The 20,304-nt window shown below is 58.3% G+C and carries 19 protein-coding genes; 13 read left to right on the top strand and 6 right to left on the bottom strand.

Annotation, left to right across the window (positions count from 1 at the left end):
- Nucleotides 1-133 precede the first annotated feature (133 nt).
- Entirely contained in the window at nucleotides 134-349 is a 216-nt protein-coding gene (locus tag H8B20_RS10885; RefSeq protein ID WP_003229256.1) for a TOBE domain-containing protein, read from the top strand.
- 140 nt (nucleotides 350-489) lie between these two features.
- On the opposite strand, the gene H8B20_RS10880 is transcribed toward H8B20_RS10885, so the two are convergent.
- Both H8B20_RS10880 and H8B20_RS10875 read right to left on the bottom strand, forming a co-directional pair.
- Complete coding sequence (locus H8B20_RS10880) at nucleotides 490-1,116, bottom strand: TetR/AcrR family transcriptional regulator (protein WP_210623134.1); 627 nt, start codon at nucleotides 1,114-1,116, stop codon at nucleotides 490-492.
- Nucleotides 1,117-1,374: 258 nt separating this feature from the next.
- Nucleotides 1,375-2,751: a glutamine synthetase family protein gene (locus H8B20_RS10875; RefSeq protein WP_042561640.1), complete on the bottom strand. Its 1,377-nt coding sequence runs from the start codon at nucleotides 2,749-2,751 to the stop codon at nucleotides 1,375-1,377.
- A 278-nt stretch (nucleotides 2,752-3,029) separates the two neighbouring features.
- Here H8B20_RS10875 and H8B20_RS10870 point away from each other — a divergent pair, with 278 nt between their 5' ends.
- The 8 genes from H8B20_RS10870 (at nucleotide 3,030) to H8B20_RS10835 (ending at nucleotide 11,849) form a co-directional block, all read left to right on the top strand.
- Nucleotides 3,030-3,389 carry a glutamine amidotransferase gene (locus H8B20_RS10870; RefSeq protein ID WP_210623133.1) on the top strand — a complete coding sequence of 120 codons (360 nt, stop codon included), beginning with the start codon at nucleotides 3,030-3,032 and terminating at the stop codon, nucleotides 3,387-3,389.
- Between the two features lie 95 nt (nucleotides 3,390-3,484).
- A complete protein-coding gene (locus H8B20_RS10865; RefSeq protein ID WP_210623132.1) occupies nucleotides 3,485-4,843 on the top strand; it encodes a glutamine synthetase family protein in 1,359 nt (452 codons plus the stop codon).
- A 57-nt stretch (nucleotides 4,844-4,900) separates the two neighbouring features.
- Nucleotides 4,901-6,265 carry an aspartate aminotransferase family protein gene (locus H8B20_RS10860; protein WP_210623131.1) on the top strand — a complete coding sequence of 455 codons (1,365 nt, stop codon included), beginning with the start codon at nucleotides 4,901-4,903 and terminating at the stop codon, nucleotides 6,263-6,265.
- A gap of 171 nt (nucleotides 6,266-6,436) precedes the next feature.
- Complete coding sequence (locus H8B20_RS10855) at nucleotides 6,437-7,549, top strand: polyamine ABC transporter substrate-binding protein (RefSeq protein WP_042561637.1); 1,113 nt, start codon at nucleotides 6,437-6,439, stop codon at nucleotides 7,547-7,549.
- A 188-nt stretch (nucleotides 7,550-7,737) separates the two neighbouring features.
- Entirely contained in the window at nucleotides 7,738-8,835 is a 1,098-nt protein-coding gene (locus tag H8B20_RS10850; protein WP_042561636.1) for a polyamine ABC transporter substrate-binding protein, read from the top strand.
- A gap of 67 nt (nucleotides 8,836-8,902) precedes the next feature.
- Nucleotides 8,903-10,045: an ABC transporter ATP-binding protein gene (locus H8B20_RS10845; RefSeq protein WP_115146591.1), complete on the top strand. Its 1,143-nt coding sequence runs from the start codon at nucleotides 8,903-8,905 to the stop codon at nucleotides 10,043-10,045.
- 35 nt (nucleotides 10,046-10,080) lie between these two features.
- On the top strand, nucleotides 10,081-10,962 hold the full coding sequence (locus tag H8B20_RS10840; protein WP_181818471.1) for an ABC transporter permease subunit: 882 nt from the start codon (nucleotides 10,081-10,083) through the stop codon (nucleotides 10,960-10,962).
- Complete coding sequence (locus H8B20_RS10835) at nucleotides 10,959-11,849, top strand: ABC transporter permease subunit (protein ID WP_210623130.1); 891 nt, start codon at nucleotides 10,959-10,961, stop codon at nucleotides 11,847-11,849. The genes H8B20_RS10840 and H8B20_RS10835 overlap by 4 nt, the downstream gene beginning before the upstream one ends.
- Nucleotides 11,850-12,228: 379 nt before the next feature.
- Here the strand turns inward: H8B20_RS10835 and H8B20_RS10830 are convergent, their stop codons facing one another.
- The gene (locus H8B20_RS10830; protein ID WP_210623129.1) at nucleotides 12,229-14,640 is read right to left on the bottom strand and encodes a penicillin acylase family protein; all 2,412 of its coding nucleotides are present in this window, start codon (nucleotides 14,638-14,640) and stop codon (nucleotides 12,229-12,231) included.
- 102 nt (nucleotides 14,641-14,742) lie between these two features.
- Nucleotides 14,743-15,321, bottom strand: coding sequence for a DUF6436 domain-containing protein (locus H8B20_RS10825; RefSeq protein ID WP_210623128.1), 579 nt, complete (start codon nucleotides 15,319-15,321; stop codon nucleotides 14,743-14,745).
- A gap of 99 nt (nucleotides 15,322-15,420) precedes the next feature.
- On the opposite strand from H8B20_RS10825, the gene bipL reads away from it, so the two are divergent.
- Together bipL and H8B20_RS10815 are read left to right on the top strand one after the other, a co-directional pair.
- A complete protein-coding gene (bipL, locus tag H8B20_RS10820; protein WP_210623127.1) occupies nucleotides 15,421-16,368 on the top strand; it encodes a phospholipase BipL in 948 nt (315 codons plus the stop codon).
- A 284-nt stretch (nucleotides 16,369-16,652) separates the two neighbouring features.
- Nucleotides 16,653-17,513, top strand: coding sequence for a phosphatidylinositol-specific phospholipase C domain-containing protein (locus tag H8B20_RS10815; protein ID WP_210623126.1), 861 nt, complete (start codon nucleotides 16,653-16,655; stop codon nucleotides 17,511-17,513).
- A gap of 110 nt (nucleotides 17,514-17,623) precedes the next feature.
- On the opposite strand, the gene H8B20_RS10810 is transcribed toward H8B20_RS10815, so the two are convergent.
- A complete protein-coding gene (locus tag H8B20_RS10810) occupies nucleotides 17,624-18,361 on the bottom strand; it encodes a DUF2059 domain-containing protein (protein WP_210623125.1) in 738 nt (245 codons plus the stop codon).
- A gap of 108 nt (nucleotides 18,362-18,469) precedes the next feature.
- On the opposite strand from H8B20_RS10810, the gene H8B20_RS10805 reads away from it, so the two are divergent.
- Nucleotides 18,470-19,102 carry a 2OG-Fe(II) oxygenase gene (locus H8B20_RS10805; protein WP_042561628.1) on the top strand — a complete coding sequence of 211 codons (633 nt, stop codon included), beginning with the start codon at nucleotides 18,470-18,472 and terminating at the stop codon, nucleotides 19,100-19,102.
- A gap of 1 nt (nucleotide 19,103) precedes the next feature.
- Complete coding sequence (locus H8B20_RS10800; protein WP_210623124.1) at nucleotides 19,104-19,589, top strand: 2-thiouracil desulfurase family protein; 486 nt, start codon at nucleotides 19,104-19,106, stop codon at nucleotides 19,587-19,589.
- Nucleotides 19,590-19,621: 32 nt separating this feature from the next.
- Here H8B20_RS10800 and H8B20_RS10795 read toward each other — a convergent pair whose 3' ends face one another.
- Nucleotides 19,622-20,191 (bottom strand): transporter substrate-binding domain-containing protein, encoded by a 570-nt coding sequence (locus H8B20_RS10795; RefSeq protein ID WP_210623123.1) that lies wholly within the window; start codon nucleotides 20,189-20,191, stop codon nucleotides 19,622-19,624.
- Between the last annotated feature and the right edge of the window lie 113 nt (nucleotides 20,192-20,304).

Below are 20,304 nucleotides of genomic sequence, written 5' to 3'. Positions count from 1 at the left end.
CAAGCTACAAGCTACAAGCTACAAGCTACAAGCTACAAGCTACAAGCTACAAGCTACAAGTAGAAGCGCTGCGCTTTTGCTTGCCGCTTGAAGCTTGCCACTTGCCGCTTATTTCGACCTCAGGAGAAATATCATGACTATCAAAGCCATCAACGTACGCAACCAGTTCAAAGGCTCGATCAAGGAAATCGTCCTCGGCGACGTGCTGTCGGAAATCGACGTGCAGACCGCTTCCGGCATCGTCACTTCGGTCATCACCACGCGCTCGGTAAAAGAGCTGGAACTGGTGGTCGGCAGCGAAGTGATCGCCTTTGTGAAATCCACCGAGGTCTCGATCGCCAAGTTGTAAACCGGTGATAAAAAACAACCCCGGAGGGTGTGAGCCCTTCGGGGTTTTTTATTTGTTTGAAGATCAAAAGATCGCAGCCTTCGGCAGCTCCTACAGGTGAAGGCATTCCAGGTGTAGGAGCTGCCGAAGGCTGCGATCTTTTAGCGTTTAGGCAGATAGGGCGGCAAATACAACCCGATATAAGCATCAAACACGCGCATCCCTTCCTCTGCCATGCGCGGCGTGATCTGCCCGTGCTGCTGCACTGAACGCGCGTAAACGCGGTCGCCCAATTCCATCGCCAGGGCAAACACATCCACATCCTCCGGCAGCCTCGGCAGTTCGAAGTGATGATCGAACAGCTTGTGCATCAGGTCGCCCAGTTCGATGTCGTGCTGACGGTCGGCCTGGGTGACTTCGGTGAGGCCGTGCTGGGCGAGGATCAACTGGCGGGCGGCGGCGTCTTCGTCGTAAATCTCCAGCATCCGCTGTTCGACCAGCCGCGACAGGTCGCGCCAGTCGCGCAAGGCTTGATGATCGATCGGCGCTTGCAGGCAGGCGCGGAATGCCGCGTGCACATCCGCTGTCAGGGCTTCGAGCAGCGCCGGGACGCTGGCGAAGAAGTGGTAAACCGAAGAGGGCGGAATCTGCGCGCGCTCGGCCACGCTGTAGATCGACAGGCTGGCCACACCCTCGGCGGCCAGCAGCGTGCGCGCGGCGTCGAGTATCGAGTCGATCCGCGCCTGACTGCGGGCGCGGGGTTTACGGACGGGGGCGGGACGCGTCATGAAAGTCTCCTGCGGGGCAGCGGGCATTGTACGAGCCGGCTGTTGTGTTTGTCTGCCCGGACGCCATCGCTGGCAAGCCGGCTCCCACAGGGATTGAGGCCGAACGCAAGTTTTGTATTTGCAGATAATCTTGTGGGAGCTGGCTTGCCAGCGATCCGCCGCAGGCGGCCATTGATCCCAAGCGGGGCTTTCGTGTGTGCCATAAAAAAACGCCGCTGGCTGAATCAGCCAACGGCGTTTTTATGCAGCTACAACCGCTTAAACGGTATGCAGATACCAGTTGTACTCAAGGTCGGAGATGGAGTGTTCGAACTCCTCCAGCTCGCTCTCTTTACAGGCGACGAAGATATCGATGTATTTCGGATCGATGTACTTGGCCATCACCTCGCTGTCGTCCAGCTCACGCAGGGCATCGCGCAAGTTGTTCGGCAGGCTTTGTTCGTTCTGCTCGTAGCTGTTGCCTTCGACGGGCGCGCCCGGCTCGATCTTGTTGGTCAGGCCGTGATGCACGCCCGCCAGCACCGAAGCCATCAGCAGGTACGGGTTGGCGTCGGCACCGGCAACGCGGTGTTCGATCCGCACGGCATCGGCCGCACCGGTCGGTACGCGAATCGCCACGGTGCGATTGTCCAGGCCCCAGCACGGCGAGTTCGGCACGTAGAACTGTGCGCCGAAACGACGGTACGAGTTGACGTTAGGGCAGAGGAAAGCCATCTGCGCGGGCAGGGTCTCGAGCACACCGCCGATCGCGTGACGCAGCGCGGCGTTCTGCTCGGGATCCTCGCTGGCAAAAATGTTTTTGCCTTCTTTATCCAGAATCGAAATATGCACGTGCAGACCATTGCCCGCCTGGCCAGGGTAAGGCTTGGCCATGAAAGTGGTGTCCATTTCATGGTCGTAGGCGATGTTCTTGATCAGCCGCTTGAGCAGTACCGCGTAGTCGCACGCCTTGATCGGGTCGGCAACGTGGTGCAGGTTCACTTCGAACTGCGCCGGGGCACTTTCCTTGACGATGGCGTCGGCTGGAATGCCTTGCTCTTTGGCGCCTTCCAGAATGTCCTGGAGGCAATCGACATATTCGTCGAGGTCGTCGATCAGGTAAACCTGAGTCGAGTGCGGACGTTTGCCGGAAACCGGCGAGCGTGGTGGTTGCGGACGACCGTTCACGTTCTCCTGGTCGATCAGGTAGAACTCGAGCTCGAACGCGGCGCAGATGGTCAGGCCCAGTTCGTCGAACTTGCGCACCACATTAGCCAGCACTTCACGCGGGTCAGCGAAGAACGGCTGGCCTTCGAGTTCGTGCATGGTCATCAACAGTTGCGCGGTAGGGCGCTTCTGCCATGGCTCGTTGCACAGGGTATCGGGGATCGGATAGCAGATACGATCGGCGTCGCCGATGTCCAGGCCCAGACCGGTGCTTTCCACCGTTGAACCATTGATATCCAGAGCAAATAGAGAGGCCGGCAGGTTGATGCCTTTCTCGTAAACCTTGTGGAGGCTGGTGCGTTCAATGCGCTTGCCGCGCACCACACCATTCATATCCGCAATCAGAAGGTCAACGTACAGAACCTCAGGATGTTCCTTAAGGAACGCGTTCGCTTCGTTGAGCTGAACGGCACGCGGGGGTACCGACATGATGCAACACCTTTGTTGTTAAAAATATCAATCATTGATCTTTTCTGGTTTCAGTCAACCCGAACGGCCTGCCGAAGTCAAGCAAGGCCTTTTTTGCCCTAAAAAAGCGCTGCGAGGGCGTTTATGGGGCATTTTCGGGCGGTTTTTTGCCCTTGGAACGCTTGGCACCCGCAGGCTTGAGCAGGCCGTGTTGTATTTTTTACGGGGGTGTTGTGTAAAAAAATGAACAAGGCTAAGCTCCGATCAAACCCATAACAGCAATAATACCGGGGTGCTTCATGTCTCGCCTGTCGATAAACGGCGTCACCGACTGCTCGCAACAGTCCGGTCTGCATGCTTATCACATCAGTGGCGAATCGTCCGTGCAGAGCGCAGTCCATCAGGCTCGCAGCCTGCCGACGATGGTCTCGCGCGCAGCAGCCGTCAAAACGGCAACGTCCGATATTCTGGACGCACGGGAAGCCATCCTCTTTATGGCGTCTCCTTCCAATATAGATCTCTTTCTCCCACAAAGCCTGTGCCGCTTTTCAAGCCGTGCTCATGATTCTGCACGTGCCGGTTGTGCACAGGAAATGCAACGCCAGCGTAAAGGGCAGGTAAGCTTCTCTTTCATTGTCTATGCGCGGTGCCAGGCGTAAGCCGGCACTGCGCGCAAGCAAACCCCCTTTAACGCGACGCACAAGCGTCAAACCTTGCCTGACATAGCGTCAGGAGACTCAGCCCAGAGGCATTTATGAGTAACAACCTCGACCAGCTCACCGATTGGTTGAAAGACCACAAGATCACAGAAGTCGAATGCATGATCGCCGACTTGACCGGTATCACCCGGGGCAAGATCTCGCCGACCAACAAGTTCATCGCCGAAAAAGGCATGCGTCTGCCAGAAAGCGTTCTGTTGCAGACCGTAACCGGCGACTACGTCGAAGACGACATCTATTACGAACTGCTCGACCCGGCCGACATCGACATGATCTGCCGCCCCGACCAGAACGCCGTGTACATGGTGCCGTGGGCCATCGAGCCAACCGCCCAGGTGATTCACGACACCTACGACAAGCAAGGCAACCCGATCGAACTGTCGCCGCGCAACGTCCTCAAGAAAGTACTCAAACTCTACGCCGACAAGGGCTGGCAGCCGATCGTGGCGCCAGAGATGGAGTTTTACCTGACCAAGCGCAGTGACGACCCTGACTATCCGTTGCAGCCGCCGATCGGCCGCTCCGGGCGTCCGGAAATCGGTCGTCAGTCGTTCTCTATTGAAGCAGCTAACGAATTCGACCCGCTGTTCGAAGACGTCTACGACTGGTGCGAGTTGCAGGAACTGGATCTCGACACGCTGATCCACGAAGACGGCACCGCGCAGATGGAAATCAACTTCCGTCACGGTGACGCTCTTTCGCTGGCCGACCAGATTCTGGTGTTCAAACGCACCATGCGCGAAGCCGCGCTCAAGCACGACGTAGCTGCCACTTTCATGGCCAAGCCGATGACCGGTGAGCCGGGCAGCGCGATGCACTTGCACCAGAGCATCATCGACATCGAGACCGGCAAAAACGTCTTCTCTAATGAAGACGGGACCATGAGCCAGCTGTTCCTGCACCACATCGGTGGCCTGCAGAAGCTGATCCCGGAATTGCTGCCGCTGTTCGCCCCCAACGTCAACTCGTTCCGCCGCTTTCTGCCGGATACCTCGGCGCCGGTGAACGTCGAGTGGGGCGAAGAAAACCGCACCGTGGGCCTGCGCGTACCGGATGCCGGCCCGCAAAACCGCCGCGTGGAAAACCGTCTGCCGGGCGCCGACGCCAACCCGTACCTGGCGATTGCCGCGAGCCTGCTCTGCGGTTACATCGGCATGGTCGAGGGCCTCAACCCGAGCGCGCCGGTCGTCGGTCGTGGCTATGAACGCCGCAACCTGCGCCTGCCGCTGACCATCGAGGACGCGCTGGAACGCATGGAAAACAGTGCGACTGTCGAGAAATACCTGGGCAAAACTTTCATCACGGGCTACGTCGCGGTCAAGCGGGCCGAGCATGAAAACTTCAAGCGCGTGATCAGTTCGTGGGAGCGTGAGTACCTGCTCTTCGCCGTCTGATACGCCGGGGCGCGGTGGTCAGCCGCCGCGCCTTCACCGATAACAAGGAGAATTGGCATGACCAGCAACAACCCGCAAACCCGTGAGTGGCAAGCGCTGAGCAGCGATCACCACCTGGCCCCGTTCAGCGATTTCAAGCAACTGAAAGAGAAGGGCCCGCGGATCATCACCAACGCCAAGGGCGTTTACCTGTGGGACAGCGAAGGCAACAAGATCCTCGACGGCATGGCCGGTCTGTGGTGCGTGGCCATCGGTTACGGTCGCGATGAACTGGCCGATGCCGCCAGCAAACAGATGCGCGAACTGCCGTACTACAACCTGTTTTTCCAGACTGCTCACCCGCCGGCACTGGAACTGGCCAAGGCCATCTCCGAAATCGCGCCGGAAGGCATGAACCACGTGTTCTTCACCGGTTCCGGCTCTGAAGGCAACGACACCATGTTGCGCATGGTTCGCCACTACTGGGCGATCAAGGGCCAGCCGAACAAGAAAGTCATCATCAGCCGCAAGAACGGTTATCACGGTTCCACCGTGGCCGGCGCGAGCCTGGGCGGCATGACCTATATGCATGAGCAGGGCGACTTGCCGATCCCGGGCATCGTCCACATCGCCCAGCCGTACTGGTTCGCCGAAGGCGGTGACATGTCCCCGCAAGAGTTCGGGATCTGGGCAGCCAATCAGCTGGAAGAGAAAATTCTCGAAGTCGGCGTCGACAACGTCGGTGCCTTTATTGCCGAGCCGATCCAGGGCGCCGGCGGCGTGATCATTCCGCCCGACAGCTACTGGCCGCGCGTGAAGGAAATCCTCGCCAAGTACGACATCCTCTTCGTCGCGGACGAGGTGATCTGTGGTTTCGGCCGCACCGGTGAGTGGTTCGGTAGCGATTTCTACGACCTCAAGCCCGACATGATGACCATCGCCAAAGGCCTGACCTCCGGCTACATCCCGATGGGTGGCCTGATCGTGCGTGACGAAGTGGTCGCGGTGCTCAACGAAGGCGGCGATTTCAACCACGGTTTCACCTACTCCGGTCACCCTGTGGCGGCGGCAGTGGGCCTGGAAAACATCCGCATTTTGCGCGACGAAAAGATTATCGAGAACGTGCACAGCGAAACGGCACCGTATTTGCAGAAACGTCTGCGGGAACTGAACGATCACCCGTTGGTGGGTGAAGTTCGCGGGGTCGGTCTGCTGGGGGCGATTGAGCTGGTGCAGGACAAAGTCACTCGCAAACGTTACGAGGGCAAGGGCGTGGGCATGATCTGCCGCCAGTTCTGCTTCGACAACGGTCTGATCATGCGCGCCGTGGGCGACACCATGATCATCGCGCCGCCGCTGGTGATCAGCAAAGCGGAAATCGACGAGCTGGTTACAAAGGCACGCAAGTGTCTGGACCTGACCCTCAGTGCGTTGCAGGGCTAAGTGCTAGGCTTTGTGCGGGAAAGCCTCGGCGCTCTCGCGCAAAGCTGTCAGAAAGGCTGGTCTTTCCTTGAAAGACCGCCTCGGATCTTGCCAGACTAGCCGCGGTTCCAGTTGTCCGGGTTCGGCCGCTGAACAAAGTGGTTCAAAAAAGAAAAATTTGGAGCATTACGCATGAAGGCATTAGGCAAAAAGCTTGCTGGCAAGACACTTCTCGCTCTGTCCATCGCGGGCATGATGGCGGGTGCGGTTCAGGCGGACGACAAGGTGTTGCACGTCTACAACTGGTCCGACTACATCGCACCGGACACCGTTGCCAAGTTTGAAAAAGAGTCCGGCATCAAAGTCGTCTACGACGTGTTCGACAGCAACGAAACCCTGGAAGCCAAATTGCTGGCCGGTAAATCCGGTTACGACATCGTGGTGCCTTCCAACAACTTCCTCGCCAAGCAGATCAAGGCGGGCGTGTATCAGGAGCTGGACAAGTCCAAGCTGCCGAACTGGAAGAACCTCGACGAAGACCTGCTCAAAGCCGTTGGCGATGCCAGCGACCAGGGCAACAAACACGCGTTCCCGTACATGTGGGGCTCGATCGGCATCGGCTACAACCCGGAGAAGGTCAAGGCTGCACTGGGTATCGACAAGATCGATTCCTGGGACATCGTGTTCAAGCCTGAGAACATCGAGAAGCTGAAAAGCTGCGGCGTGAGCTTCCTCGACGCACCGACCGAAATGATTCCGGCGGCGCTGCACTATCTGGGCAAACCGACCAACAGCAAAGACAAGGCTGACCTGAAAGCCGCCGAAGATCTGTTCCTCAAGATTCGTCCTTCGGTCGCCTACTTCCATTCCTCCAAGTACATCTCCGACCTGGCCAACGGCAACATTTGCGTGGCCGTGGGTTACTCGGGTGACCTGGAGCAGTCGAAGTCGCGCGCCAAGGAAGCCGGTGACAAGGTCAAACTGGCCTACACGATTCCGAAAGAAGGCGCCGGCACTTTCTACGACATGGTTGCCATTCCAAAGGATGCCACCAACGTCGACGCCGCCTACAAGTTCATGAACTACCTGCTGCAGCCGGAAGTGATGGCCGAGATCACCAACGCCGTGCGTTTCCCGAACGGCAACAAGGCGGCCACACCGCTGGTGGACAAAGACATCACCAGCGATGCGAGCATCTATCCTTCGGCTGAAGTGAAGAAGCAGCTCTATGCGATCAGTGATCTGGATGCCGCCACACTGCGTCTGATCACCCGCAGCTGGACCAAAATCAAATCCGGTAAATAAACCGGTTTGAAGCCGCAACCGTTGGCCGTCGTCTGCGCGACGGCGGCCAGCGGAATAATTAAATGACAGAAAGTTTTGCTGGAACGGTTTTTCGAGGGTAAGTTGCGCGCCGGTTTTGTTGCCGGGCAGCCATGGCTGTCATGCAGCGCTGGGCAACTTGGGCCCAACTAATTTTAGAGGACCTTCACGTGCCTATTTTTTCTTCTTTGCGCAATGCGCTGCTGGCCGCTGCCGGCCTGACGATCGCCGTCGGTGCCCAAGCCGCCGGCACGGTGCATATTTATAACTGGTCGGATTACATCGGCGAATCGACGCTGGCCGACTTTCAGAAAGAGACCGGGATCAAACCGGTCTACGACGTGTTCGACTCCAACGAAACCCTGGAAGGCAAGTTGCTCGCCGGGCGTACCGGCTACGACGTGGTCGTGCCGTCGAACCACTTCCTCGGCAAGCAGATCAAGGCGGGCGCGTTCCAGAAACTCGACCGGGCGCAGCTGTCAAATTACTCGAATCTCGACCCGGCGCTACTCAAGCGTCTGGAGCAGAACGATCCTGGCAACCTGTACGCCGTACCGTACCTGTGGGGCACCAACGGCATCGGCTACAACGTCGATAAAGTGAAGGCTGTGCTGGGCGTCGACAAGATTGACTCCTGGGGTGTGCTGTTCGAGCCGGAAAACATCAAGAAGCTGCAAAGCTGCGGCGTGGCATTCCTCGATTCGGCCGATGAAATGATGCCGACCGTGCTCAACTACATGGGTCTGGATGCCAACAGCACCAATCCCAAGGATTACAAGAAAGCCACCGACAAATTGCTCGCCGTGCGCCCCTACGTAACCTACTTCCATTCTTCGAAATACATCGGCGACCTGGCCAACGGCGACATCTGCGTGGCCATCGGTTTCTCCGGCGATATCTTCCAGGCGAAGAACCGCGCGGCAGAAGCCAAGAAGGGCGTGAACATCGCCTACACGGTGCCGAAAGAGGGCGGCGCGTTGTGGTTCGACATGTTGGCGATTCCCAAGGATTCGTCGAACGTGAAGCAGGCCCACGCCTTCATCAATTATCTGTTGAAACCTGAGGTGATCGCTCAGGTCAGTGACTCTGTCGGTTACGCCAACCCCAACCCGGGCTCGGACAAGCTGATGGATCAATCCATCCGTACCGATGAATCGGTCTATCCGCCACAGGCCGTGATTGACAAGGCCTACGTGTCGACCGAGTTGCCACCGAACATTCAGCGCCTGATGACCCGCAGCTGGACCAAGGTCAAGTCGGGGATGTAAGGCACAAACTATCCTGGGTTCGTCCGCATTGGGCGAACTGCACTCTTTTTTTCTGGGAGTTTCGTAAATGGCAGTTGCCTCCGGCGCCTATAAGAAAGCCCTCGAGGGCGACCAGACACCCAAACAGGTGTTGGTCAAAATCGACCGGGTCACGAAGAAGTTCGACGAGACGATTGCCGTGGACGATGTGTCCCTGGAAATCAAAAAGGGTGAGATCTTCGCCCTGCTCGGCGGTTCGGGATCGGGCAAATCCACTCTGCTGCGGATGCTGGCAGGGTTCGAACGGCCCACGGAGGGGCGCATTTTTCTCGACGGCGTCGACATTACCGACATGCCGCCGTACGAACGTCCGATCAACATGATGTTCCAGTCCTACGCCTTGTTTCCGCACATGACCGTGGCGCAGAACATCGCGTTCGGTTTGCAGCAGGACAAGATTCCCAAGGCTGAAGTCGAAGCCCGCGTGGCCGAGATGCTCAAACTGGTGCAGATGAGCCAATACGCCAAGCGCAAGCCACATCAACTGTCTGGCGGTCAGCGTCAGCGTGTTGCTTTGGCGCGTTCGCTGGCCAAGCGGCCGAAGCTGTTGCTGCTCGACGAACCGATGGGCGCACTGGATAAAAAACTGCGTTCGCAGATGCAACTCGAGCTGGTGGAAATCATCGAGCGCGTCGGCGTGACCTGCGTGATGGTGACCCACGACCAGGAAGAGGCCATGACCATGGCCGAGCGCATCGCGATCATGCACCTGGGCTGGATCGCCCAGATCGGCAGCCCGATCGACATTTACGAAACCCCGACCAGCCGTCTGGTCTGCGAATTCATCGGCAACGTCAACATCTTCGAAGGTGAAGTGATCGACGACGCCGAGGGTCACGCGACCATTACTTGCAAGGACCTCGACCGGCAGATCTATGTGGGTCACGGCATCAGCACTTCGGTGCAGGACAAGTCGGTCACCTACGCGATTCGTCCGGAGAAACTGCTGGTCACCGCCGAACAACCGACCTGCGAATACAACTGGTCGAGCGGCAAGGTGCACGACATCGCCTATCTTGGCGGGCACTCGGTGTTCTACGTCGAACTGCCGAGCGGCAAACTGGTGCAGTCCTTCGTCGCTAACGCCGAACGCCGTGGCGCCCGTCCGACCTGGGGCGATCAGGTTTTCGTGTGGTGGGAAGACGATAGCGGTGTGGTACTTCGCTCATGAACATGCGCAAATTCAAACGGCGCATCAACCGAATAATTCCCAATGGCCGCCAGCTGGTCATCGGGGTTCCGTTCATCTGGCTGTTTCTGTTCTTCATGTTGCCGTTCTTCATCGTCCTGAAGATCAGCTTCGCCGAAGCCGACGTGGCCATTCCGCCGTACACCGAGATCTACACGTTTGCCGAGCAGAAGCTGCAACTGCTGCTGAACCTGGGCAACTACGCGATGCTTGGCGACGACGAGTTGTATATCGCCGCGTACCTCGGCTCGCTGAAGATGGCGTTGATCAGCACCGTTCTGTGCCTGGCGATCGGCTACCCGATGGCCTACGCGATCGCCACGGCCCGTAAAGAAATGCAAACGGTGCTGGTGCTGCTGATCATGATGCCGACCTGGACGGCAATCCTGATCCGCGTTTACGCGTGGATGGGCATCCTCAGCAACAATGGCCTGCTCAACGGATTCCTGATGAGCATCGGCCTGATCGATGAGCCGCTGCAGATCCTCAACACCAACCTCGCGGTGTATATCGGCATCGTTTACTCGTACCTGCCGTTCATGATCCTGCCGCTGTACGCCAACCTGGTGAAGCACGACAACAGTCTGCTGGAAGCGGCTTCTGACCTCGGTTCGAGCACCTTCAACAGCTTCTGGAAAATCACTATTCCGCTGTCCAAGAACGGGATCATTGCCGGCTGCATGCTGGTGTTCATTCCGGTCGTGGGCGAGTTTGTCATCCCGGAACTGCTCGGCGGCCCGGAAACCCTGATGATCGGTAAGGTGCTCTGGCAAGAGTTCTTCAACAACCGTGACTGGCCGGTAGCGTCCGCGCTGGCGGTGGTGATGCTGGCGATCCTGATCGTGCCGATCATCCTGTTCAACCGCAGTCAGGCCAAGGAAATGGAGGGTAAAGAATGAAGCGCGTCCGTTTCTCCAGCCTGATGCTGGTCGTGGGTTTGTTGTTCATCTACTTGCCGATGCTGATCCTGGTGATCTACTCGTTCAACGCCTCGAAACTGGTAACGGTGTGGGGCGGCTGGTCGATCAAGTGGTACGTCGGCCTGCTCGACAACTCGCAACTGATGGGCTCGGTACTGCGCTCGCTGGAAATCGCCTGCTACACGGCGGTGGCTGCGGTAGCACTGGGTACTTTGGCCGCATTCGTGCTGACGCGTATCACCCACTTCAAGGGCCGTACGTTGTTCGGCGGCCTGGTGACGGCGCCGTTGGTAATGCCCGAAGTGATCACCGGTCTGTCGCTGTTGCTGCTGTTCGTGGCCATGGCGCAGATGATCGGCTGGCCACAGGAACGTGGCATCGTCACCATCTGGATCGCGCACACGACGTTCTGTGCGGCCTATGTGGCAGTGGTGGTGTCGGCGCGCCTGCGTGAGCTGGATCTGTCGATTGAAGAAGCGGCGATGGACCTGGGGGCGCGGCCGTGGAAGGTGTTCTTCCTGATCACCATCCCGATGATCGCGCCATCGTTGGCAGCGGGCGGCATGATGTCGTTCGCGCTGTCGCTGGACGATTTGGTACTGGCAAGCTTCGTGTCGGGCCCGGGTTCGACGACGCTGCCGATGGAAGTGTTCTCGGCGGTACGTCTGGGCGTCAAGCCTGAGATCAACGCCGTGGCCAGCCTGATTCTGCTGGCGGTGTCGATCGTGACTTTCATGGTCTGGTTCTTCAGCCGCCGCGCCGAAGAAGCCCGCAAGAAAGCCATCCAGCAAGCCATCGAAGAAAGCGCTGCCGATTCGTGGAAGCAACCGGACGTACGTCGCGCACCGGCACCGGGAGTGGTGTAAGCCAATCTGGATTGGCCTTAATATTCAGGCCAATCCAAATCCAATGTGGGAGCTAGCATGCTCGCGAATACGGAGTGTCAGTCGACTCAAATGTTGGCTGACATTTAGTCTTCGCGAGCAGGCTCGCTCCCACAGTTGTTTTTGTGGTGATCCTCAGGTCCAGAGGGATTTGCGGATGATCTCAACACAGTTCATCGGCTTGCCCCCCAGCCCTCTCCCAGAGGGAGAGGGGGCCGAGCGAGGTGTCTTGCGCCATACATCGACCTGAAATGGCTCTGTCGATTATGGATTCAGTAGTGATCGGTCAAGTCGGCGTAGCTCGTCGATATCCCCCAATCGGTTCCCCCTCCCTATGGGAGAGGGCTAGGGTGAGGGGCTTTTAAGGGTTTCCACGCGCCGGCAGCAGCTTCAACGTGCTCCGCGTATTCGCCGTCACCTCTTCGTCGCTGAAATGCGCCTGCACGTAAATCCCGTCGACGTACGCTTCAGCCTGATCGTCATAGTGACGATCAAACGGCACGCCGCTCTGCCCGACCGGGTTGATCGTCAAGCTGTGAGCAGGATCAGCGAAGTCGACCAGACGCCGCGTAGAAGGCCCGTAAGTCACCGGCCACGGCGCCGGGCCGATCTTCGCCGAAAGGTTGTTCGGCACTTCATGACTGCCCGGTGCGGCGAACGGCCCGACGTTGAAGATGCGATCCAGCGGCTTCTGCTGCCCCAGCGGATGCCCGTGGGTCAGCGTGTGCGCCGTGCCCCATTTCCATGCGGACGTATCGTCACCGAGGGTCAGCTTCAGGTGCTTCATGCTCGCCTGCCATGCCGCGCGCACGGTATCGGCGCGAGTCTCTTTGGTTGGCGTGTTGCGGTTATCCCACCAGACTGAATCAGCGTTCGCCGCCAAGCGTGGCAATGCCGAATCAATCACCCGCGTCGACAACAGCGTGTCGAAAAAGTCATTGCCCAACTCATCGCGCATCGCGGCATCGGCGAGGTCGTAGAGGAACTGGTTGAACACCGTCGCGCTTACCGAATCCAGTGGATAGTCGCCTGGCCACTGCGCCAGTTGCGAGACCAGTTTCAACTGCGCCGGATCGCTCACCACCTCGCGCAGCACGGGCAGCAGAGGCGCCAGCAAACGCGGGCCGTAACCGGTGGCTGTGCCCAGTTGCAGTTTCTGGTTGGCTTCGTTGGTCCACTTCACGCTCTTGTCGCTGAGCTGGCGATTGAGCTGCTGGCCACGGTCGGCGAGGTTGTAGTAACCGGGAATCTCCATGCCGCTTGGCGACACGGGCTGGAAGTTGGCCGAGACGATATAGCCGCGTGCCGGGTTTTCTTCCTGCGGGTTGGTGCTGAACGGGTAGAAACCGTCCTTGTTCGCCTGATCAGTGCTGCCATCAAGGATGAAGCCCGGCTTGACCCCGGCGGGGCGCTTGGGTAACAACGCCGAAGCCCACCAGGCGATATCGCCCTTGGCATTGGCGTAAACGAGGTTGAGCCCCGGCGCCTGTACCTTGGCCGCAGCGGCGCGGGCCTTGGCCAGGGTGTCGGCGCGGTTGAGCTGGTAGAAACCCTCCAGGATCGGGTTCGGTGTTTCGAGGAAGGCCCACCACATCGCGATCGGTGTCTTGCCGGCGGCGGCGCCCAGCGCGTCGTTGACGATCGGGCCGTGCGGCGACTGGCGCAGGGTGATGGTCACCGGCGCCTGGCCCTTCACGGCGATCTGCTGCTCGCTGCTGACCATGTCGGTCCACTGGCCGCGATACCAGACCTGATTCGGGTTGTCCGGGTTGATCTTCTCGGCGATCAGGTCCAGATCGTCGTTCTGGAACATGGTCAGGCTCCAGCCGAAATCCAGGTTGTGCCCCAGGAACGCGAAAGGCACCAGCGCCTGATGATGGCCATAGAGTTCAAACCCCGGTGCCGACAACTGCGCTTCGTACCACACCGATGGCACCGAGAAACGAATGTGCGGATCGCCGGCCAGCAGCGGCTTGCCGCTCTGGCTTCGACTGCCCGAGATGACCCAGGCATTGCTGCCTTCGAATTGCGGCAGACCGTTGTCGATCAGCGCCTGCTCACTGAGGCGGGCGAGGGCGTTGAGGTCTTTCCAGTCATTGGTGGCGAGTGCCGGCGCCGACGTACTGTGGCCCTTGGCAAGTACGCCTTTGGGCTGCCAGTCGAGGTCGAAGACGTTGAGGTAATCAGCGCCAAGCTGATCGCGCACGTAGGTCAGCAACGGTTCTGTGCGAAACGCAGCGGCAAAGCTATAGGCCATGTAACCGGCGACGCTGATGCTGTCTTCGGCGGTGAACGGCCGCTTGGGGATGCCCAGCACGTCGAACTCGACAGGCGCGGCGTGCGTGTCCTGATATTGGTTGATGCCATCCAGATAAGCTTGCAGGCCCTTCCACGCCGGCGACTGCTTGTCGAGGCTGGCCACATAACTGGCCGCGCGTTCACGAATGCGCAAACTGCGGAACAGTTTGTCGGTGTCGAGCAGCTTCGGCCCGAGCACTTCGGCCAGTTCGCCCCGGGCGAGGCGACGCATGGTTTCCATCTGGAACAGACGATCCTGGGCATGCACATAGCCGAGGGCACGGTAGAGGTCGGTTTCGTTCTCGGCGCGGATGTGCGGCACGCCACGCTCGTCGTAGCGCACGGTCACCGAACCTTGCAGGTTGCGCAGTTCAATCTGGCCCTGGCGTGTCGGCTGTTTGCTGTAGATGTACCCGCCTGCGCCAGTGAGCAGGACAACGATGAGCAAGGCAAGAACGGTGAACACGCGTTTCATGGTGACTCCTTGTGCATGCGGAATTGCCGCCCGCCGGGCTGCAAACAATTAGCACAGACCTTCTGTGCCGTGCATCGCTGTCCTTGAAAAGTCCGGAATGCCTTATTGCGCCTGCACCGGCCACGGGCAATAGCAGCCGACCGCCAGCGTGTGCGTGGCATTCACCGGGCGATCATCCGTCAACGCGTTCAGGATCGGTTCGATAAAGCTGTTGCTGGAGTTGCAGGTCAGGCCTTCGCTGTAGGGGCCGAAGTACGCGAGTTTGCCGCTTCGGTCCCAGATCGCCACAGCGGGACTGGCGGGAATCTGCTCGGCACCGGGCAATACAGCGATGGTTTTGAGGCTGCTCAAAGTGACGGGCAACTGGCCGTGGCTGCCGGGTCGCTGCACCGCGAAAAACTCGACGCCTCTGGGGCTGAAATGCTTGACCATCTCGGTCAGGTGCTGCTGATTGCCGACGTTGCAGGGGCAGGCCGGGTCCCAGAAATGCACCAGGCGAATCTTGCCAGGTCCGGCGAGATCATCCGGCAGGCGCAGCGGGTCGCCGGAAAAAACCGCGGTGTGCTCGCTGAACGCGCGCAAATATCGGCCCTGAAACCAGTCGTACGCCGTCCACAACACGCCGGCACACACAAGCGCGAGCAGGCTGGCAAACAGTGCGGTGCGGTAGGACGAACGCATGTATTTCGATCCTTGAGGGGCGGCTAGCTTGCCATGCTTGCCGCGACAGATGAATATCGCAAGCCGATAAAGTCTGTTCACCGCTCTGGAATTTGCCTCATGCCCGCTACTTTCGACCCCGATCAATTACGCGCCAGCCTCAAGCCTTTGGCTGAGTGGCAGCCGTTGTCGGACGAAGCCAAGGCCTATCAATGCTTCTACAAAACCGATTTTCCCGAGCGTGATGTCTGGCGCGGCATGGGCCGTTTCGCCGTTGATGGCTACGAACTGGTGAGCCATTGCTGGTGGCCGGAGAAGGTCAAGGGCACGCTGTTTCTATTGCACGGTTTCTACGACCACACCGGGCTGTATCGGCATGTGATCGAGTGGGCGCTGGATCAGGATTTTGCGGTCATCGCCTGCGACTTGCCCGGGCATGGTCTGTCGAGCGGCACGCGGGCGAGCATCCGCGACTTCTCTGAATATCAGGACGCGCTGCAAGCCTTATTCGTCGAAGCCAATTCGATTGCCCTGCCGCAACCCTGGCACTTGTGCGGACAAAGCACTGGCGGCGCCATCGTCGTCGATCATGTGCTCAATCATGGCGAAAACAGTCCGGCGCAGGGTCAGGTGATTTTGCTGTCGCCACTGGTGAGACCGCGGGCGTGGGGCTGGTCGCAGCTGAGTTATTACCTGCTGCGGCCTTTCGTACGGGGCATCGCGCGGCGCTTCAGCGAGAACTCCAACGACCCGGATTTCCTGCCGTTTCTGCTGGCCGATCCGTTGCAGCCCAAGCGCTTGCCGACGGCATGGGTCGGGGCTTTGTCACGCTGGATCCACCGGGTGGAATTCGCCAAAAAAAGTCCGCGACGACCGCTGATCATTCAGGGGCAGGCGGACATGACCGTGGACTGGCAGCACAATCTGCAGGTGTTGAAGTTGAAGTTCGATCGACCGCAGATCTTGCTGCTACCCGAAGCGCGGCATCATCTGGCGAATGAGACGGCTGATATGCGTGAGGAATATTTCGAGTTTTTGAGCAAGCGGATTAAGGGGCGAAGTGCATAGCGCATTGCCCATGTAACAATTTACCAAGCAACTAACTAGCAAGTGCTAAGTTTCTTAATGCGCTCTTTAGGTTTTAGTTGTTAGTCAGGGTTGTTATTGATTTTCGAAAACTTATGCAATGGTTGGTGTTTCGTCATTTTCTCTTTTCTGCGATATGTTGATTTTGCGGTGTGGCAGCCAGTGAAATAAATTTCAATTGTCTGCTTGTGCCGATAAAGCCTGATCAACATTAATTATATGGGCAATAGACTACTCAAGTAGTGTGTGCGCTCGAGGGTTATCTTATGGAAAATTTAAATGTAATCAATGCTCGCAGTGGTTCGTATAGCAAAAAATCCTGGATGGGAGATCTGCGATCTTCCATTGGCAATAAGAAGCTCTGGCAGCTAAGCCTGCCGGGGGCACACAATGCTGGGATGGATCGCAAGGCGAGTTATAGTAACTCTTACATTACTTGTCAGGGGGAATCTTTCAGGTATCAGTTGGACAACGGTATAAGGGTCCTTGATATTCGCTTGAAATACTTCGCCGGTCATTCGGGAACGAGTCTTCGGTTTGTGCACACGCATGACCTGCAGTCCGGTAGATCCCTCTGGGATACGATGCACGAGGTTTATTGGTTCCTTCAAGCGAATCCTTCCGAAATAGTTATCCTGGATATTCACGACTTGATGACCTGGAATAATTCGCCGGTACCCTTTCAAGAATTGCATGATTATCTAGTGGGTGATTTTGGCTGGGCTCTGATCCCGCGAGTAGCGGTGAATATGACAATGAATGAAATCAAGGCCAATTATCCAAGAGGCGGGATTATCCTTGCTGCGCCGAATGGTTTGTCCAGGTTGAATCCAACATTGATCTGGCCTCAGATAAATCATCGTTGGGCGGGTGGCGGTTTGGTAAGTACTTCCCGACTTTACAGCCACATTGAGAGTGTTATGCGCAATCCACCAGCAGCAGGGGCTTTATGGTCGATGTCGGCAACCTGTTATTCGATTTGGGGGGTGCAGAATATCAAGTCCGAATTGAATGGCTGGTATTCAATCGGCAGCGAATGGCAACGCAAAAGCAACATCATCAACGTCGATTTTTTCAATGATTCCGAGATAGTTCGAAATTGTATTGAGAGCAATCTGCGCAAGTGAGGCGGCGCGTCAAGTCGCCCAATGTGGCGGGGAAGTCCCCGTGTCACCCGCCACATTTCGCAAAAATTCGAAGGCGCAGGACGGCAAACGTCGCGGTTATCGATTGATAATCACGGGTTCTGCCCCACCGCCAACCCCGCTCGAATCGCCGCCAGCGCGGCCTGGTAATACGCCTTGCCCTCGGTCGATTCGGCGAACGTCGCAAACTCTTCCAGTTCGTTATCCGACAGGTCGCGATAAACGTAGAGCAGCGTGTTGTTCATGTCCGCGCCGATCTGATCCATCAAGCGCTGACGTTGACCGTTCAACATGCCTTGCGCCTGTCCGCCACCGAGCAGGCCCGGAATCATCGAACTCAAACTGTCCGCTGCGACCCCGGCAATCGCCAGGCTCACCTCGGCGCCAGCCTCCCGCGCAGGCAGTGCCTGGGCGAGGTGGCCGATGATCAGCAGGCGGCTGTCGCTGGCCGGCATTTTCGGTAGGCCCTTGGCGTTCTTGGCCAGTTGATCCCGGCGGGTCGCGAGCAATTCAGCGGCAACGATTTTCTTGCCCAGCGGCGACTGGAAAAAAGACAGCGCAGGTTTCGGATCGGCGAGGTTCTGCCGTAGCTGTGCCTCGGCGCGTTGATCCATGGCCTGCGGGGCGAAGCGCTGGTTGCTGTTGTTCACCAGCGCTTGAAACACGGCGGGCGGCAGGCTGTTTTGATAGCGCTGTTGCGCGGCACTCAGGGCGTCATTGAAATGCGCACGTTGTTCTGGCCAACCGGCGACCTTGTACAGCTGATCGTGGCCGTCCGCCCAAGCGGGCAAAACACAGAACATCAACAGTGAAAAAAGCAAACGGCGCATAGGGACTCCTGTCAGCAGCGGACTATTCTCCGTGCGGTGCCGTGACTTGTCGAGAATTCGTAACAAGCCGCCGCGTGGCTCTGTCGGATTTCTTGCCGCCGACATACTATGCGCGCCATGCAAATATCCTCTGAACACCCGCTGCTGTTGCGCATTGTCGACGACCTGGCCGAACACGGCTGGTCGCAGCAGAACATTTTCCTGCCCGCCGGTTTGACCGGCGAGCTGGCGGCCGAATGCCGTAAACGTGAAGCCGAGGGTGAGCTGGCGCCGGCGGCGGTCGGTCGTGGGCCGTTTTCAGAGATTCGCGAGGGTATTCGCGGCGACCATATCCAATGGATCGATCCGGGGCAGGCTGAGGCCAGTGACCGTTATCTGAACCTGATGGACAGCCTGCGCGAGGCCCTCAACCGTGGCTTGTTCCTCGGGCTTGAAGATTTCGAATGCCATTTCGCCCTGTATCCGCCGGGCGCGTTTTATCGCAGGCACGTCGACCGTTTTCGCGACGATGACCGGCGCATGGTCTCGGTGGTGGTCTACCTCAATGATGCCTGGCTGCCGGAGGATGGCGGTCAGCTGCGCATGTATCTGAGCGATGATCGCGTTCATGATGTCCAACCTACCGGTGGTTGTCTGGTGGTTTTCCTCTCCGGCGAAGTACCGCATGAGGTACTGCCGGCCCACCGCGAGCGCCTGTCGCTGACGGGCTGGTTCCGTCGTCGTGGCAACGAGCCTTTCTGACATGCAAAAGATTCTGGTCAGCCGCTGCCTGTTAGGCCACCGCGTGCGTTACGACGGCGGGGCCAGCGGGCCGTTTGATGTGTTGGAGCAGTGGATAGCCGAAGGACGGGTGGTGCCGTTGTGCCCTGAAGTGGCCGGTGGCTTGCCGACGCCGCGGGCGGCGGCGGAGATTCCGGGCGGGCAGGGGGGGGAGGTGCTCGATGGTGTTGCTGCGGTGATGACCACTGAAGGCGAGGATGTCAGTGCGCAATTCCTGGAGGGTGCGCGGCAGGCGCTGGAACTGGTGCAAAAGCACGATATACGGGTGGTGGTGCTCAAGGCCAACAGTCCGTCGTGCGGGAATCTGCTGACGTATGACGGGACGTTCAGTGGGGTTAAGGTCAGTGGTGAGGGGGTTACTGCTGCACTGCTGAAACGTCATGGTGTGCAGGTTTTCAGCGAGCTTGAACTGTCGCAAGCAGCGCTGGCTCTGACCCTGCTCGATTAAAATTCCAGCGCAAACCCCCACAGGTTTTGTGTTCACTTGGCTTCGGTGAACCACTTCTCGGACAACGCCGCCAATCGCCCATCCGCCTTGATCCGCTGCAACGCACTCTCAAGGCTGGCGCGAAATGCCGGATTACCCTTCTGAAACGGTATCGCCAACTCCACCGGCGCACTCACTGCCGGCTTCGTTTCGGTCAGCGCCTGCACCAGCACCATGGGGCGTGGCTGCTCATCCTTCTTCGCCAGTAATTGTGAATCGACCTGGCTGTACGGCTCGCTGAAGTCGAAACGATCCTTAAGTTCGGGTGTCAGTGCTATGTGGTTGAGCGCGACGTCGTACTTGCCGCTTTCAACGCCCTGGAGCAGATCGCCGGCGTCGGTGACGATGAAGTCGGCGCGCACATCCAGTTCACTGGCCAGCAATTGCCCAAGCTCGACCTCGAACCCCGTGAGCGTGTCACCTTCCTTGAAATTGAAGGGCGGTGTATTAGCCTCCAGGGCTATGCGCAACTCACCACGGTCGTTGACGTCATCAATCAGTTCGGCATGAGCCAGCGGGCTTAGAAGGGGTATCAGGCAGATCAGGCCAGGCAAAAGGCGCATGGTCACTCCTTTGAAATCATTATCGCGATGCTCTGATTCAGGCTCGCTTTGCTATGGTTGTCGAGTGCCTTCGACAACGAATGGTCATGAAGTTGTCATGACCGTGCGGATTT

This window comes from Pseudomonas sp. P42 (genome assembly GCF_017973755.1).
Classification (GTDB): Bacteria; Pseudomonadota; Gammaproteobacteria; order Pseudomonadales; family Pseudomonadaceae; genus Aquipseudomonas; species Aquipseudomonas iridis.
Note: the sequence above shows the minus strand (reverse complement) of the source record. Positions and strands in the feature narration are given on the sequence as shown.

Excerpts from the sequence above, each read along its gene's own strand:
- H8B20_RS10810 (WP_210623125.1), bottom strand. The coding sequence starts at position 18,361 with ATGCGCCGTTTGCTTTTTTCACTGTTGATGTTCTGTGTTTTGCCCGCT.
- H8B20_RS10835 (WP_210623130.1), top strand. The coding sequence starts at position 10,959 with ATGAAGCGCGTCCGTTTCTCCAGCCTGATGCTGGTCGTGGGTTTGTTG.
- H8B20_RS10825 (WP_210623128.1), bottom strand. The coding sequence starts at position 15,321 with ATGCGTTCGTCCTACCGCACCGCACTGTTTGCCAGCCTGCTCGCGCTT.
- H8B20_RS10860 (WP_210623131.1), top strand. The coding sequence starts at position 4,901 with ATGACCAGCAACAACCCGCAAACCCGTGAGTGGCAAGCGCTGAGCAGC.
- H8B20_RS10880 (WP_210623134.1), bottom strand. The coding sequence starts at position 1,116 with ATGACGCGTCCCGCCCCCGTCCGTAAACCCCGCGCCCGCAGTCAGGCG.
- H8B20_RS10815 (WP_210623126.1), top strand. The coding sequence starts at position 16,653 with ATGGAAAATTTAAATGTAATCAATGCTCGCAGTGGTTCGTATAGCAAA.
- H8B20_RS10865 (WP_210623132.1), top strand. The coding sequence starts at position 3,485 with ATGAGTAACAACCTCGACCAGCTCACCGATTGGTTGAAAGACCACAAG.
- H8B20_RS10830 (WP_210623129.1), bottom strand. The coding sequence starts at position 14,640 with ATGAAACGCGTGTTCACCGTTCTTGCCTTGCTCATCGTTGTCCTGCTC.
- bipL (WP_210623127.1), top strand. The coding sequence starts at position 15,421 with ATGCCCGCTACTTTCGACCCCGATCAATTACGCGCCAGCCTCAAGCCT.
- H8B20_RS10870 (WP_210623133.1), top strand. The coding sequence starts at position 3,030 with ATGTCTCGCCTGTCGATAAACGGCGTCACCGACTGCTCGCAACAGTCC.
- H8B20_RS10800 (WP_210623124.1), top strand. The coding sequence starts at position 19,104 with ATGCAAAAGATTCTGGTCAGCCGCTGCCTGTTAGGCCACCGCGTGCGT.
- H8B20_RS10795 (WP_210623123.1), bottom strand. The coding sequence starts at position 20,191 with ATGCGCCTTTTGCCTGGCCTGATCTGCCTGATACCCCTTCTAAGCCCG.
- H8B20_RS10845 (WP_115146591.1), top strand. The coding sequence starts at position 8,903 with ATGGCAGTTGCCTCCGGCGCCTATAAGAAAGCCCTCGAGGGCGACCAG.
- H8B20_RS10855 (WP_042561637.1), top strand. The coding sequence starts at position 6,437 with ATGAAGGCATTAGGCAAAAAGCTTGCTGGCAAGACACTTCTCGCTCTG.
- H8B20_RS10805 (WP_042561628.1), top strand. The coding sequence starts at position 18,470 with ATGCGCGCCATGCAAATATCCTCTGAACACCCGCTGCTGTTGCGCATT.
- H8B20_RS10885 (WP_003229256.1), top strand. The coding sequence starts at position 134 with ATGACTATCAAAGCCATCAACGTACGCAACCAGTTCAAAGGCTCGATC.
- H8B20_RS10875 (WP_042561640.1), bottom strand. The coding sequence starts at position 2,751 with ATGTCGGTACCCCCGCGTGCCGTTCAGCTCAACGAAGCGAACGCGTTC.